Source organism: Bordetella genomosp. 9 (assembly GCF_002261425.1).
Classification (GTDB): domain Bacteria; phylum Pseudomonadota; class Gammaproteobacteria; order Burkholderiales; family Burkholderiaceae_B; genus Bordetella_C.
The window spans coordinates 57,207-70,310 of the sequence record NZ_NEVJ01000003.1 but is presented as its reverse complement, the minus strand read 5'-3'; the positions used below and the strand labels follow the sequence as shown (position 1 = coordinate 70,310).

Here is a 13,104-nt window from a genome sequence, read left to right as displayed (position 1 = left end):
GGACCGGGTGGCTCTTGCAACCTTGATGGCTCGTCTCCATCTAAACTGCATTGTTGTTTATCCTGGATCGAGCCCGTCTATGAGCGCCAACCCGCTACTCGCCCCCGTCGAAGACCTGGTGGACTACGCCGCCGTCAAGCCCGAGCATATCGTGCCGGCGGTGGATACCTTGCTGGCCGCCGCGCGGCAGGCGGTGGACCAGGCCGCGGACCCCGCCCTGCCCGCCACCTGGGAAACCATACTGGAACCCCTGGACTCGACTTCCGAGCGGCTGTGGCGCGCCTGGTCGGTGGCCGGGCACCTGAACGCGGTGGTCAATACCCCCGAACTGCGCGAGGCCTACAACGCCGCGCTGCCCAAGGTCACCGAGTTTTCCACCTGGGTCGGCCTGCACGAAGGCCTGTACAAGCAATACCAGCGGCTGCGCGCCGCCCCGGGTTTCGCGTCGTGGAGCCCGGTGCGCCAACGCGTCATCGACCTGGCCTTGCGCGATTTCCGGCTCAGCGGCGTCGAACTGCAGGGCGCGGACCGCGAGCGCTATGCCGAAATCTCGGACCGCGAAGCCCAGACGTCGCAGAAGTTCTCCGAAAACGTGCTGGACGCCATCGACGCGTGGTCGCTGCTGGTCGAAGACGAAGCCCGGCTGGACGGCGTGCCGGCCGACGTCAGGCAGGCAGCGCAACAGGCCGCGCAGGCCGATGGGAAGCATGGCTGGAAGCTGACGCTGAAAATGCCCTGCTACCTGCCCATCATGCAATATGCCCGCGACCGCTCGCTGCGCGAGACGCTCTACCGCGCCTATGGCACGGTGGCGTCCGAACACGGCGACGGCAAGTTCGACAATTCGCCGCTGATCGAAGAGCTCCTATCCATGCGCGCGGAAGAATCGCGCCTGCTGGGCTTCCGCAATTTCGCCGAGCTGCGCCTGCAGACCCGCATGGCGCGCGACGCCGAACAGGTGATCGGCTTCCTGCGCGACCTGGCCGGCCGCGCGCGCCCCTACGCGGAACGCGACCTGGCCCAATTGCGCGAGTACGCTCGCCAGGAGCTGGGCATGGATGACCTGCAGCCCTGGGACGTGCCCTACGCGTCCGAACGCCTGCGCGAATCGCGCTATGCGTATTCGGAAGACGAGATCAAGCAATATTTCACCGAACCGCGCGTGCTGACCGGGCTGTTCGAAGTCATCGAAACCCTGTTCACGGTGCGCCTGAAGGAATTCCCGGTATCGGCCTGGCATTCCGACGTGCGCGGCGTGCGCGTGGAACGCGCGGATGGCGAACTGGTGGGCTATCTCTACCTGGACCTGTACGCGCGCGCCGGCAAGCAGGGCGGCGCCTGGGTGGATAGCGAGCGCAGCCGCCGCCTGGCTTCGGGCACCCTGCATACGCCGGTGGTCTACCTGACCTGCAATTTCTCGCGGCCGAATGGCGGCAAGGCGGCGCTGCTGACGCACGATGACGTCATCACGCTGTTCCACGAAACCGGCCATGCCCTGCACGCCCTGCTGTCCGAAGTGGACGAACCGGGCGCCGCCGCCTTTGCCGCGGTGGAATGGGACGCGATCGAACTGCCGTCGCAGTTCATGGAAAATTTCTGCTGGGAATGGCCGGTGGTACAGCGCCTGTCGGCCCACGTGGACAGCGGCGAGCCTCTGCCGCGCGCGCTCTTCGACAAACTGCTGGCGGCGCGCAATTTCCAGAGCGGCATGCAGACCGTGCGGCAGATCGAGTTCGCGCTGTTCGACATGCTGCTGCACGACCGGCCGGAAGGCGCCGGCATCCAGGCCGTGCTGGACCTGCTCAACCAGGTGCGCGGCGAAGTCGCGGTGCTGACGCCGCCGGCCTGGCATCGCATGCCGCACAGCTTCTCGCACCTGTTCGCGGGCGGCTACGGCGCGGGCTATTACAGCTACAAATGGGCCGAAGTGCTGTCGGCCGACGCCTACGAAGCCTTCGAGGAAGCCGCGCGGGACGCCCCGCACGGGACGCTGGACGCCGCCACTGGCGCGCGCTTCCGGCGCGAGATCCTGGCCGTGGGCGGCGCCCGGCCGGCCGCCGATTCGTTCAAGGCCTTTCGCGGCCGCGAGCCGCGCATCGACGCCTTGCTGCGCCACAGCGGCATGATCGCCCAACAGGAGTAAACCCATGCCCGCGGCCGCCGCCCGTATCCTGCTCGCCTTCGCCATGCTGGTGGGCACGGCCGTTCCCGCGGCGGGCCACGCCGCCGCCCCGCCGCCCATCTACGACATCCATGGCCACCTGCCCGACCTGAAGTTCAGCTTGTCCGGCGCGCAAGGACGTACCGTCAGCCAGGACGACGTGAAAGGCAAGACGGTCCTGCTGTTCTTCGGCTATGCCAGCTGCCCCGACGTCTGCCCAACCACCATGGCGCAGTTGGCGGACGTGATGGGCCGGCTCGGCAAGGACGCGGACGCCGTACGCATCCTGTTCGTCAGCGTCGATCCGCATCGCGACACGCCGGATGGATTGCAAGCTTATGTGAACGCCTTCAACAACAATGCCATCGGGCTGACCGGCACGGAACGGCAGATCGCGGACGTGGCGCGCCGCTATCGCGTCTCCTACCAGATCGACAAGCCCAAGCCCGGCGCGGACCCGGAGACCTACAACGTCACGCACAGCCGCGGTGTTTACGTGTTCGACGGCACCGGCGAAGCCAGGCTGCTGGTATCGGACAGCAGCTCCAGCGACCAGATCGTTGATGCGCTGCGGAAGCTGATCGACGACGCGCGGCGTTAAAACAACAGGGCAATTTGTTGTTACATGACATCGACGGATCCCCCCTGCGGCCGCCGCTATCATGCCCGTGTTGCGGTTTCCCTTTAGACGCGTATCACAACGGAAGGAGCACGTATGGACATCATTATCATGATCATCGTGGGTTTCATCGTCGGCCTGATCGCGCGTGCGCTCATGCCTGGCGACCAATCCATGGGCATTATCCTGACCACCATCCTGGGTATCGTCGGCGCCGTCGTGGCGGGCTTCCTGGGACGGACGCTGGGTTGGTATGCCGCTGGTGAGCCGGCCGGATGGATTGCTTCCGTCGTCGGCGCGATCATCGTGCTGTTCGTGGTGGGCATGTTCACCCGCCGCCGAGCGTAGCCCGGCGCCCCCCGTCTCGCCACGAAAAAAGTCCGCCCTCGGGCGGACCGGCGGCGAAACGGACACCCCCAAGGCAAGTGCGCCTTGGGGGTGTTTCTTTTGGGCGCACGCTATCGCGGCCCGGCGCCCCTCCACCCGCTCCATGGCGTCCGGCGTCGAGCCCGGCCAGGCGCAAAACCGCCCTTCAATTCTGTTGGCCGACAAAGGAATCAACCGACGGGGAATCGCACGCATGCGCGTTGGTGACAGCGGCGTCCATATCCGCAGCCGGCGACGCGCTCGTCCCTCAATTCCCCTGGAAGCTTTCGATGCCTGAGAACACCATTTTCAATATTCCCCTGACCGCAAGCTACGCGATTCCGCCCGAGGCGGCTGACAGCGAACACGCGCCGGCCGCTTTCAGGGCGGAAGCCGGATCGCACACACGCGCTTCCCGCAGCCGGGCGCCCGGCTACGTATCCACGGCATCCATCTTCCTGTCCGCGCCGCGCCCGCGCCCACGGCTGACGCTGGCATCGAATGCCCGCGCCCTGTTGCGGCACGCGCCCGCGCGGCCCGGCGCCGTCAAGCTGTCCGTCGTCGCGGCCTTCATGCGTCCATGTTCGCCCAGCGACGGCAGCGCCGCCGGCCCGGACGCCTATCAAGCCAGGCGCAATCATTCCGTCGCCAGCCAGGACAGCGGCTACAGCGCCACGTCCAGTGGCTATCACAGTGGCGATCACGGCAGCGACGACGTCTCCGATGATGTCTTTGACGGTGCCTCCAACGCCGCCTCCAATGACCTCGCCGATAGCGCCAGCATCGACGCCACGCTGCAAAGCCAAGCCAGCGCCGCGCCAGGCGCGACGGCATCCTCCCCGGGCTTGCCGGCGGCGGCACGCTTCCGCGTCAGCACCACGGCCATACGCGGCGCGGTCGATGCCTTGATCGAGGACTGCGCCGATGCGCACGTTGCCGGCTCATTGACGGATGCCCCGCTGCCACATCGGGACGCGAACGCGAAAGCCGTCGCCGACGCCGCCGAACTGTACGCGCTGGGCCGCCAGGTGCACGCAGCCATGCTGGCCGACGATCCGGCGTGGCCGCGCGATGCGAGCCAGGCCATCGCCCGCGCCGCCACGCGACTGGCGCATGGCGCCGCGCCCACCGAGATCGACATGGCCTTCGTGCAACTCGCCCTGGCTTTCCATACGGACAACGCGACCATCGCGCAACTCCCCGCCCTGGACAGGGCGGGACGGCTGCGCAAGCTGGATCACGACGCGCGGCAACAGTTGGACGCCGCCCTGGACGCCAACCCCGCGCTGCAGGCCGAGCCGCGCGTCCGCCGCATTGCCCGACGCATCGTCGACGTCATGGCGGAAATCGCCCATGACGCCTACCCCCGTCGCGTCATGGGCAGCTTGCTGACGGCCAGCGAACGCTACGACATCGGCGGCATGCACGGCGCGATCGAGCATCTATACGGCATGTATCGGTCTTCCGCCGCGCATGACGCGTCCGACCAGGATCGCCACGTCGCGTTGGTCAGGCAGTTGCCGCCCGCCGTCCGTCAGCAGTTCATGGACACCTTCATGCCGATGGACAGGGACGCGGCGCACGACACGCCCATCCGCGGCATCCATGCCTATCTGGAATCCAGCCGCGCGGACAACCTGCCCGGCGGCTACATGAGCGACGGACTGCGCTACGACCAACGGCGCCTGCTCACGGACCTGTTCACCACGGCGGCCATGCTGCGCGGCGACGACGCCAACGTCATGCCCTATCCCGCCACGGCATCGGCATCCGCCAACCAGGCGTCGGACACCGTGCGTGCCGATATGCCCTTACCCGCGACGTCCGCGCCCCAGGCCGCGCACCGCGATCCCATCGCCAGCCGCATCAGGCACGCGCTGCGCGCGGCGCTCAGTCCGTCGTCGCTGGAACGCGCGCAGAAGGCCATCGCCCGCACGATGAAGGCCCAGGCCAGGAACCGGTTCGGCGGTCAGGACGCGCTCCAAGCCTACGCCGATGCCGCGCAGGCCTATGTCCGCACGCTGCGATCCGCCGATCTGCCCGGGCTGCTCCGCATGACCCAGGTTCCGGATTTCGTGAGGATCGACGAAGCCGACGCGCGCCGGCTGCAAGCCATCAAGGCTGCCGTGACGCGAGAATTCGCGCTGCGCAATGACTACATGCCCGCCGTCAAGGGCGTCATGGTGGCGTTGCGCGACGGTGCGAGCCCGCGTGTCCTGGCCGACGCGCTCGATAGCCTGACATACGAAATGCAATCCGCCGGCGGTGTGGACGAAGCCCAGGCATTCTGCGAACTCGCCGTGCGGCGGCTGGACCTGCCGCGCCAGGACCTGCAAGCGGTCCTGCAACGCATCCCCGACAGCGCCGCCCTGGACGAACGCGAGCGCGACATGATCCCGCTGTTCCGTGGGCATGCCCAGCGCCGCAACGAAGCGTTGAGGCTGATGCCCGCGCTGCGCGGGCTGGCCGCCATCGTGTCGAAAGCGGTGCCGCCGCCACAGGGCGTGGGCGTGGGCGCGCGAGCCGTCCCGCCACGCGCGGCGGCCGGCGATCCCATTCCCGAGATCGCGGCGGTACGCACGCTGGACGCGTTGCGCGACATGCCGCCGGTGCAGCAGCCGCTTGCCGGCACGATCGCCCGGGATATCTGGCGTCGCGCGCGCACGATATCCGGACGCACGTGGTGGCCGGCATCGGCGTCCCGATCCGCGCGCCTGGCACGGGCACATCGTCAGGTCGCCGTATCGTTGAAACAGCAGGCGGCGTCGTCCCGGCCCCTGACCCGCTCGCAATGGAAGCTGCTGGAAGCGGCGATCAAGGACATCGCGCGCCTGCAGTCGGCGCCGGCGCGCTACGACGATGTGGTGGAAGCCTGCGTGCGCACGCTATCGCCCGCGGAATGCGTCAGCCTGAATCATGTGGTGGACAGCTATCAGTGGCTGCTGGAGCCCGCCGGCGCGCCGACCGTGGACATGATCGAACAGCTGCGGCATCTGCGGGCAATGGAAACCGTGCTGGGCCGGGAGCCTGCGATCAGGCATGCGACGCGAGCCGTCGGCAAGGTCATGGAAACGCTGGCCGGCAACCGGCGCCGGGAAGCCGAACTGCCGGCGGCGATCGCCGCCCTGGCGGCGTGCCTGGATACGTACGCGCCGGACGCGAGCACCGCCAGCGTGCTATGCGCGAAAGCGTTTGACCGCCTGGCGCCGACGGCGCGGCAAGCCAGGGCCCTGTTGACGGCGCTGGACGATACCGGCCGAGCGGTGCCGGCCTTGCAGGCCCTGTCCAGCGCGGTGGAAGCGCGCGCCGCGCGATAGAACAAGGCCCCGTCCAGGCGGGGCCTATTCGCATTGCTTACGCGGCGTTGGCCAACTTCAGGCCATGTTCCCGCACCTGCGCGTCGGCGTCGCGCAAGGCGGTGCGCAGGCCCTCTTCCACCACCGGATGGTAGAAAGGCATCTCCAGCATGCGGGCCACCGTCATTCCCTGCTGCAAGGACCAGGCCAGCAGATGCGCCAGGTGCTCGACGCTGGGTCCCGCCATTTCGGCGCCCAGGAAACGACCGGTGACGCGGTCCGCATAAACGTGCAGGCGGCCCTTGTTCTTCAGCATGACGCGCGCACGCCCCTGGTTGCCGAAGTCCACTTCACCCGTCACGTACGTGCCTTCCGGCAGACGGTTGTACGGCGTGCCCACCACGGCGAGCTGCGGATCGGAGAACACCACGGCCATCGGCGCGCGGCGGCTGCCGGCCTTGACGTTGGGGAAACGCGCCGCGTTTTCGCCCGCGATGCGCCCTTCGTCCGCCGCTTCGTGCAGCAAGGGCAGATCGCCGTTCGCGTCACCCGCGATGAAGATCGGCGTATCGCCCGCCTGCAAGGTGTAGCGGTCGTACTCCGGCACGCCGGACGGATTCAGCTTCAGGCTGGTGTTCTGCAGCGCCAGGCCGCCCAGGTGCGCGCGGCGGCCGGTCGCCACCAGCGCATAGTCGAAATGCTCCACCCGTTCGGTGTTGTCCAGCGCGACGTAGCGCACGCGTACGCGGTCGCCGTCTCGCGTGGTTTCCAGCACGCGTGCATCGGGATCCAGGTAGAACTCTTCCTGGAAGGCCTTCTTGGCGCTTTGCCGCACGGCGGGATCGGTGATGCCGCCCAGGCTGCCGCTGACACCGAACACCCTGACGCGCACGCCCAGCCGCGCCAGCGACTGGCCCAGCTCCAGGCCGATCACGCCGGGGCCGAACACGGCCACGCTGGCAGGCAGGTCGTCCCAATAGAACACGTCGTCATTGACCACCAGGCGGTCGCCCAGCGCCTGGAACGGCGGCGGCACCGCCGGCGTGGAGCCGGTGGCGATCACCACGGTGCGCGCATGGACTTCGGTATGGTCGTCCACGCGCAGCACCGTGTCGGACACGAAGCGCGCAAAGCCGCGCAGCTTGTCCTGTGCGGGGATGCTTTCCACGCCTTCCACGACGAACCCGACGAAACGGTCGCGCTCGCGCTTGACGCGATCCATGACCTCGCGGCCATCCACACGCACCTTGCCGTCGATGTGGACGCCGAAGGGCGCGCCGTGTCCGGCGGCATGCGCGGCCTCGGCGGCGGCGATGAGCAGCTTGGACGGCATGCAGCCCACGCGGGCGCAAGTCGTTCCGTACTGCCCGCCTTCGATGATCAGCGCGCGCTTGCCCGCGGCGACCGCCGCGCGATAGGCGCCCAGGCCGGCCGTGCCGGCGCCGATCACGGCCACATCGGTTTGCAGGGTTTTCATGTGTAATCCTTATGATGCTCGGATAGGTATGGCGAGGTCATGCACGCGTCGGCGCGGCTCAGGCGAAGTGCGCCTTCAGTTCATCCAGGCCGCCGATCAGCGAACCGTTGATGAACACCTGCGGCGCGGTGGCCTTGCCGGAAACGGCGCCGATCACGCGGCCGCGCACCTTGTTTTCCAGCGGGATGTCGATCGTGTCGTAGCCTTTGCTTTCCAGCAGGGACTTGGCTTCGATGCAGAACGGGCAGCCCGGCTTGGAGAACACCACCACCTGGTCAGGCCTGCGCGCGGCCGGGGCGATGTAGTTCAGCATGGTGTCGGCGTCGGAGACCTCGAACGGGTCGCCGTCCTTTTCCGGTTCGATGAACATCTTTTCGACCACGCCATCGCGCACCAGCATCGAATAGCGCCAGCTGCGCTTGCCGAAGCCCAGGTTGCGCTTGTCGACCAGCATGCCCATGCCTTCGGTGAAATCGCCGTTGCCGTCGGGCAGCAGCGTTACGTTGGCCGATTCCTGGTCCTTGGCCCATTCGTTCATCACGAAGGTATCGTTGACCGAGACGCAGACGATGCTGTCCACGCCGTTCGCGCGGAAGGCCGGCGCCAGTTCGTTGTAGCGCGGCAGGTGCGTGGACGAGCAGGTGGGCGTGAAGGCGCCAGGCAGGGAGAAAACCACTACCGTCTTGTTCTTGAAGATGTCGTCCGTGGTGACCTGCTTCCAGGCGTTGTCTTCGCGGACGGGGAAAGTCACGTTCGGGACGCGTTGTCCTTCGCGGGCTTGCAGCATGGGTAGATCTCCTGTTCGGTTCAAAGGCGAAACGCCATGGACGAATAATAAATAACAGCTATCAATACATCAAATTTAATTATTCTTATTAATCGATAGTCTTCATCAATGAGGGCCCGCTCGCTGTCCCATGCTGCGTTGCCAGCGCGCCCCATTTCAAGCAGGGACGGCGGTGTACCCGGCCTCGCGGATGGCGCCTTCCACCCGCGACTGGTCTTCCGTGCCGGTGACGGTCACGCGGTGGTTCGACAGGTCCGCCTGAACCGATGTTCCCGGCACGGCCTGGGTGACGGCGCGGGTAATGGTCTGGACGCAGTGTTGGCACGACATGTCGGGGACCTGATATTGCATGGCCATGATGACTCCTTGTAGCGCTGGGCGAACGGCATGCCGCCCGATGCCTGGAACAGTACACCTTCCCATCATGGCAAGGTCAATCCTTGATCTGGCGCACTTGACCGGAGCCCGCTTGACCTTACCATGATGGGAAGGATCACACTGTGGGTCATACCTCTCAGCGCCGCAGCGAACATGAAAACCGAACCGCAAACCGCCTCCATCGAGCTCGCCATAGAAGGAATGAGCTGCGCGTCCTGCGTCAAGCGCGTGGAAAACGCCCTGGCCGCCGTACCCGGCGTGCGCAGCGCCAGCGTGAACCTGGCGACCGAACGCGCCCGGGTGGCATGGGACCAGGCGGGCGCGGCCACGGCGGACGCCCTGGTGGCCGCCGTCGCCAAGGCCGGTTATGGCGCCCGCCCCCTCGTGCCGGAAAACGACGAGACGGCGCGCCAGGCGGCCGCGCGCGAACAGGAGGCGCGCCGCCTGGGCCGCCGCTTCGCCGTCGCGCTGGCCTTGAGCCTGCCGGTTTTCCTGCTTGAAATGGGTGGCCATCTGGTGCCTGCCCTGCATCACGCCCTGGATGCGTATGTGGGACTCGAGCGCCTGTGGCTGCTGCAATGGCTGCTGACCAGCCTGGTGCTGGCGGGCCCCGGCCGGGACTTCTTCCTGAAAGGCGGCGCGGCCCTGGCGCGTGGCGGACCGGACATGAACTCCCTGGTGGCCGTGGGCGCGGGCAGCGCGTGGCTCTATTCGACGGTCGCGACGTTCATGCCGGACTGGCTGCCGCCGGAGGCCCGCCATGTCTATTTCGAGGCGGCCGCCGTCATCGTGACGCTGATCCTGCTGGGCCGCCTGCTGGAAGCACGCGCCAAGGGCCGCACGGGCGCCGCGATCGCGCGGCTGGCATCGCTGCAGCCGCGGCGCGCCCGGGTGCTGCGCGGCGACGACACCGTGGACCTGCCCATCGAAGACGTGCGGTCCGGCGACGTGGTGCGTATCCGCCCCGGCGAGAAAATCCCGGTCGACGGCGTGGTACGCGACGGCGCCTCCTTCGTGGACGAGTCCATGATCACCGGCGAGCCCGTACCGGTGGAAAAGACGGCCGGCGACGCGGTGACGGGCGGCACGCTCAATACTCAGGGCACGTTGACCGTGCAGGTCACGCACACCGGCGCCGACACGGCGTTGGCGCGTATCGCCCGCATGGTGCAGGACGCACAAGGCGCGAAGCTGCCCATACAGAGCCTGGTGGACCGTATCACCTATCGTTTCGTGCCGGCCATCATGGCGATCGCGGCCGTGACCTTCTTCGCGTGGCTGGCGTGGGGACCGTCGCCCGCCCTGCCCCAGGCGCTGGTGCATGCGGTGGCCGTGCTGATCGTGGCCTGCCCCTGCGCGATGGGGCTGGCCACGCCGATGTCCATCATGGTGGGCACCGGCCGCGCCGCCGACTTGGGCGTGCTGTTCCGCCAGGGCGATGCGCTGCAAAGCCTGCGGGACGTCGGCACCGTGGCCTTCGACAAGACCGGCACGTTGACGCAAGGCAAGCCCGCCATGACCGACATGGCGCTGGCCGCCGGCTTCCGGCGCGACGACGTCCTGGCCTGGACGGCGTCGGTGCAGGCCGCATCGGAACATCCGATCGCCTCGGCCATCGTGGCGGCGGCGCGCGCGGAAGGCCTGCCGGCCACGTCCGTCAGCGGCTTCCAGGCGATTTCGGGCGCCGGCGTGCAAGGCGAGGTGCAAGGACGGCAATTGCTGGTCGGCGCGGAGCGGCTGATGGGCGAACATGGGGTGGACGTGGCCGGCCTGCGGGATCGGGCGGAGAACTGGGCCCGCGCCGGCAAGACGGCCATCTACGTGGCCATCGACGGCGTAGCCGCCGCGGTCATGGCGGTGGAAGATCCCGTGCGCCCGACATCGGCCGCTTCCATCGCGGCCCTGCGCGCGGCGGGCATACGTACGGTGATGATCACCGGCGACAACCGCCACACCGCGCAGGCGGTCGCGCGGGTCCTGGGCATCGACGAGGTGCACGCGGAGGTATTGCCCGAAGGCAAGGTACAGGCGGTCCGTGACCTGCGGCAAGGCGATGCGGCCGGCGCCGCGGGACGCCCGCTGCTGGCTTTCGTCGGCGATGGGATCAACGATGCGCCGGCGCTGGCCGCGGCGGACGTGGGCATCGCCATCGGAACGGGGACCGACGTCGCCATCGACGCGGCCTCGGTCGTGCTGATGGCCGGCGACCCCGCGGGCGTGCCGCGCGCCATCGCCATCAGCCGGGCGACCCTGGCCAATATCCGCCAGAACCTGTTCTGGGCCTTCGTGTACAACGTAGCCTTGATACCGCTGGCGGCGGGCGCCCTGGCGCTGCTGCACGGCCCGTCGCTGTCGCCCGTTTTCGCGGCCGCGGCGATGGCCCTTTCCAGTCTTTTCGTGGTCGGCAACGCCTTGCGGCTGCGGACGTTCCGGGCGCCGGTGCCGGCGACGCCGGCCGCCGCCGATCGATCCGGCCACGGTACATCCACACTTATCGCGGGAGGCGGTGCATCATGAATATCGGCCAGGCTGCGGCGGCATCCGGCATTACGGCCAAGATGATCCGCTACTACGAAAGCATAGGGCTGACGCGGTCGCCGGAACGCACCGACGCGGGCTATCGCATCTACAGCGACAACGACGTGCACACCCTGCGCTTCCTGCGCCGGGCGCGCGACCTGGGTTTTTCAGTGGAGCAGATGCGCGACCTGCTGGCATTGTGGCGCGACCGCGGCCGCGCCAGCGCCGACGTCAAGCGCATCGCCATGCGGCACGTCGCGGAACTGGAGAGCAAGGCGCAGGCGCTGCAGCAGATGGCCGACACCCTGCATCATCTGGCCGACCATTGCCATGGCGACGATCGGCCGGAATGTCCCATCATGGAAGAGCTGGCGAAAGGCTAGGCGCCCCCGGCTAGGCGCCCCCGGCCAGGCGCCCCCGGCCAGACGCCACCGGTCAGGCGCCCGGGACTAGGCGGCCGGACCCGTCCACTCCGACACGAACTCATGGAAGTCCGGCCGGTTGGCGGGCGGCACGGCGCAGGCCGGCGTGCCGATGGCCAGGAAGCCCAGGAACCGGTAGTCCAGCGCGTCGAAACCCAGGGCGTCCTGCACCGGTTCCAGGTAGGTGCCCAGTCCGGTGCTCCAGAACGCGCCGTAGCCCAGCATATGCGCGGCGTTCAGGATGTTCATGACCGACGCGCCGGTGGCCAGCAGCTGCTCCTGCTCCGGTACTTTGCGGTTGTCGTGATTGATCTTCTGCGCCAGCGCGATCAGCACCGGCACGCCCGCCAGCCATTCGCGGACGGACTTTTCCTTTTCCGGGGTCATGCGCTTGTCGCCGCTGCGCTTGACCTCGTCCAGGGCCAGGTCGGCCAGGCGGCCGATGGCCTCGCCGCGGATGATCTTGAATCGCCAGGGCCGCAGCGCGCCGTGGTCGGGCGCGGCCATGGCGGCCTGCAGCATCTGTTCCAGTTCTTCCGGCCGCGGGGCCGGGGCGCGCAGGAATTTCATCGAACGCCGCGTATGCAGCGCGTGTATGGGTGCCGAATTCAGTGTCGAAGTCATGGTGTCGGTAAGAGGTCAGCCTAGGTGGGTATGGCGTTCGGGGCGCTCCTCGACCTGCATTTCCGCCAGGCCGTGGAGGATCCCACAGTCCTCGGCGTGGGGCTGCGCCGACATGCAGCGCTGGCCGAGCGCGGACAGTTGCGCTTTCAGGTGCGTAAGTTCGGCGATGCGTTCGTCGACGTGGCGGATGTGGTCCTGGAAGATCTCATTGATGGGGCCGCAATCGGCCGCCTGGCTGTCCGCGAGCGTCAGGATGGCGCGGATCTCGTCCTGCGTCATGTCCAGTGCCCGGCAGTTGCGGATGAGCCGCAGGCGTTCGGCGTGCACGGGCCCGTAGCTGCGGTAGTTGTTGGCGCCGCGGTCCGGGGCGGGCAGCAGGCCTTCCTTTTCGTAGTAGCGGACGGTTTCCACCGTCGTACCGGCGGCTTTGGCCAATTCTCCGATTTTCATGGAG

The 13,104-nt window shown here is 67.9% G+C and carries 11 protein-coding genes; 6 read left to right on the top strand and 5 right to left on the bottom strand.

Annotation, left to right across the window (positions count from 1 at the left end; all coding sequences use genetic code 11):
- Positions 1 to 79 precede the first annotated feature (79 nt).
- From CAL26_RS11540 to CAL26_RS11525, 4 genes are all read left to right on the top strand, one after another.
- Positions 80 to 2,143 (top strand): M3 family metallopeptidase, encoded by a 2,064-nt coding sequence (locus CAL26_RS11540; protein WP_094847081.1) that lies wholly within the window; start codon positions 80 to 82, stop codon positions 2,141 to 2,143.
- A gap of 4 nt (positions 2,144 to 2,147) precedes the next feature.
- Positions 2,148 to 2,762 carry an SCO family protein gene (locus tag CAL26_RS11535; protein WP_094847080.1) on the top strand — a complete coding sequence of 205 codons (615 nt, stop codon included), beginning with the start codon at positions 2,148 to 2,150 and terminating at the stop codon, positions 2,760 to 2,762.
- A 114-nt stretch (positions 2,763 to 2,876) separates the two neighbouring features.
- Positions 2,877 to 3,128, top strand: a complete 252-nt coding sequence (locus CAL26_RS11530; RefSeq protein WP_086064593.1) for a GlsB/YeaQ/YmgE family stress response membrane protein — start codon at positions 2,877 to 2,879, stop codon at positions 3,126 to 3,128.
- A 308-nt stretch (positions 3,129 to 3,436) separates the two neighbouring features.
- Complete coding sequence (locus tag CAL26_RS11525; protein WP_094847079.1) at positions 3,437 to 6,463, top strand: hypothetical protein; 3,027 nt, start codon at positions 3,437 to 3,439, stop codon at positions 6,461 to 6,463.
- A 37-nt stretch (positions 6,464 to 6,500) separates the two neighbouring features.
- On the opposite strand, the gene CAL26_RS11520 is transcribed toward CAL26_RS11525, so the two are convergent.
- The 3 genes from CAL26_RS11520 to CAL26_RS11510 all read right to left on the bottom strand — a co-directional run bounded on the left by CAL26_RS11520 (position 6,501) and on the right by CAL26_RS11510 (position 9,063).
- The gene (locus CAL26_RS11520; RefSeq protein WP_094847078.1) at positions 6,501 to 7,919 is read right to left on the bottom strand and encodes a dihydrolipoyl dehydrogenase; all 1,419 of its coding nucleotides are present in this window, start codon (positions 7,917 to 7,919) and stop codon (positions 6,501 to 6,503) included.
- A 58-nt stretch (positions 7,920 to 7,977) separates the two neighbouring features.
- Positions 7,978 to 8,706, bottom strand: coding sequence for a glutathione peroxidase (locus tag CAL26_RS11515; RefSeq protein ID WP_094847077.1), 729 nt, complete (start codon positions 8,704 to 8,706; stop codon positions 7,978 to 7,980).
- 156 nt (positions 8,707 to 8,862) lie between these two features.
- A complete protein-coding gene (locus CAL26_RS11510; RefSeq protein ID WP_094847076.1) occupies positions 8,863 to 9,063 on the bottom strand; it encodes a heavy-metal-associated domain-containing protein in 201 nt (66 codons plus the stop codon).
- Between the two features lie 174 nt (positions 9,064 to 9,237).
- Between CAL26_RS11510 and CAL26_RS11505 the strand changes: the two genes are divergently transcribed.
- Positions 9,238 to 11,601, top strand: a complete 2,364-nt coding sequence (locus CAL26_RS11505) for a heavy metal translocating P-type ATPase (RefSeq protein WP_094847075.1) — start codon at positions 9,238 to 9,240, stop codon at positions 11,599 to 11,601.
- Complete coding sequence (gene cueR, locus CAL26_RS11500; protein WP_094847074.1) at positions 11,598 to 11,987, top strand: Cu(I)-responsive transcriptional regulator; 390 nt, start codon at positions 11,598 to 11,600, stop codon at positions 11,985 to 11,987. Before CAL26_RS11505 ends, cueR begins: the two co-directional genes overlap by 4 nt.
- A gap of 66 nt (positions 11,988 to 12,053) precedes the next feature.
- Here the strand turns inward: cueR and CAL26_RS11495 are convergent, their stop codons facing one another.
- Both CAL26_RS11495 and cadR read right to left on the bottom strand, forming a co-directional pair.
- Positions 12,054 to 12,650 (bottom strand): nitroreductase family protein, encoded by a 597-nt coding sequence (locus tag CAL26_RS11495; RefSeq protein ID WP_373454471.1) that lies wholly within the window; start codon positions 12,648 to 12,650, stop codon positions 12,054 to 12,056.
- Positions 12,651 to 12,665: 15 nt separating this feature from the next.
- Entirely contained in the window at positions 12,666 to 13,100 is a 435-nt protein-coding gene (gene cadR / locus CAL26_RS11490; protein WP_094847073.1) for a Cd(II)/Pb(II)-responsive transcriptional regulator, read from the bottom strand.
- Positions 13,101 to 13,104 lie beyond the last annotated feature (4 nt).

Coding starts and splice junctions, on each gene's coding strand:
- CAL26_RS11540 (WP_094847081.1), top strand. CDS start 80: ATGAGCGCCAACCCGCTACTCGCCCCCGTCGAAGACCTGGTGGACTAC.
- CAL26_RS11535 (WP_094847080.1), top strand. CDS start 2,148: ATGCCCGCGGCCGCCGCCCGTATCCTGCTCGCCTTCGCCATGCTGGTG.
- CAL26_RS11530 (WP_086064593.1), top strand. CDS start 2,877: ATGGACATCATTATCATGATCATCGTGGGTTTCATCGTCGGCCTGATC.
- CAL26_RS11525 (WP_094847079.1), top strand. CDS start 3,437: ATGCCTGAGAACACCATTTTCAATATTCCCCTGACCGCAAGCTACGCG.
- CAL26_RS11520 (WP_094847078.1), bottom strand. CDS start 7,919: ATGAAAACCCTGCAAACCGATGTGGCCGTGATCGGCGCCGGCACGGCC.
- CAL26_RS11515 (WP_094847077.1), bottom strand. CDS start 8,706: ATGCTGCAAGCCCGCGAAGGACAACGCGTCCCGAACGTGACTTTCCCC.
- CAL26_RS11510 (WP_094847076.1), bottom strand. CDS start 9,063: ATGGCCATGCAATATCAGGTCCCCGACATGTCGTGCCAACACTGCGTC.
- CAL26_RS11505 (WP_094847075.1), top strand. CDS start 9,238: ATGAAAACCGAACCGCAAACCGCCTCCATCGAGCTCGCCATAGAAGGA.
- cueR (WP_094847074.1), top strand. CDS start 11,598: ATGAATATCGGCCAGGCTGCGGCGGCATCCGGCATTACGGCCAAGATG.
- CAL26_RS11495 (WP_373454471.1), bottom strand. CDS start 12,650: ATGACTTCGACACTGAATTCGGCACCCATACACGCGCTGCATACGCGG.
- cadR (WP_094847073.1), bottom strand. CDS start 13,100: ATGAAAATCGGAGAATTGGCCAAAGCCGCCGGTACGACGGTGGAAACC.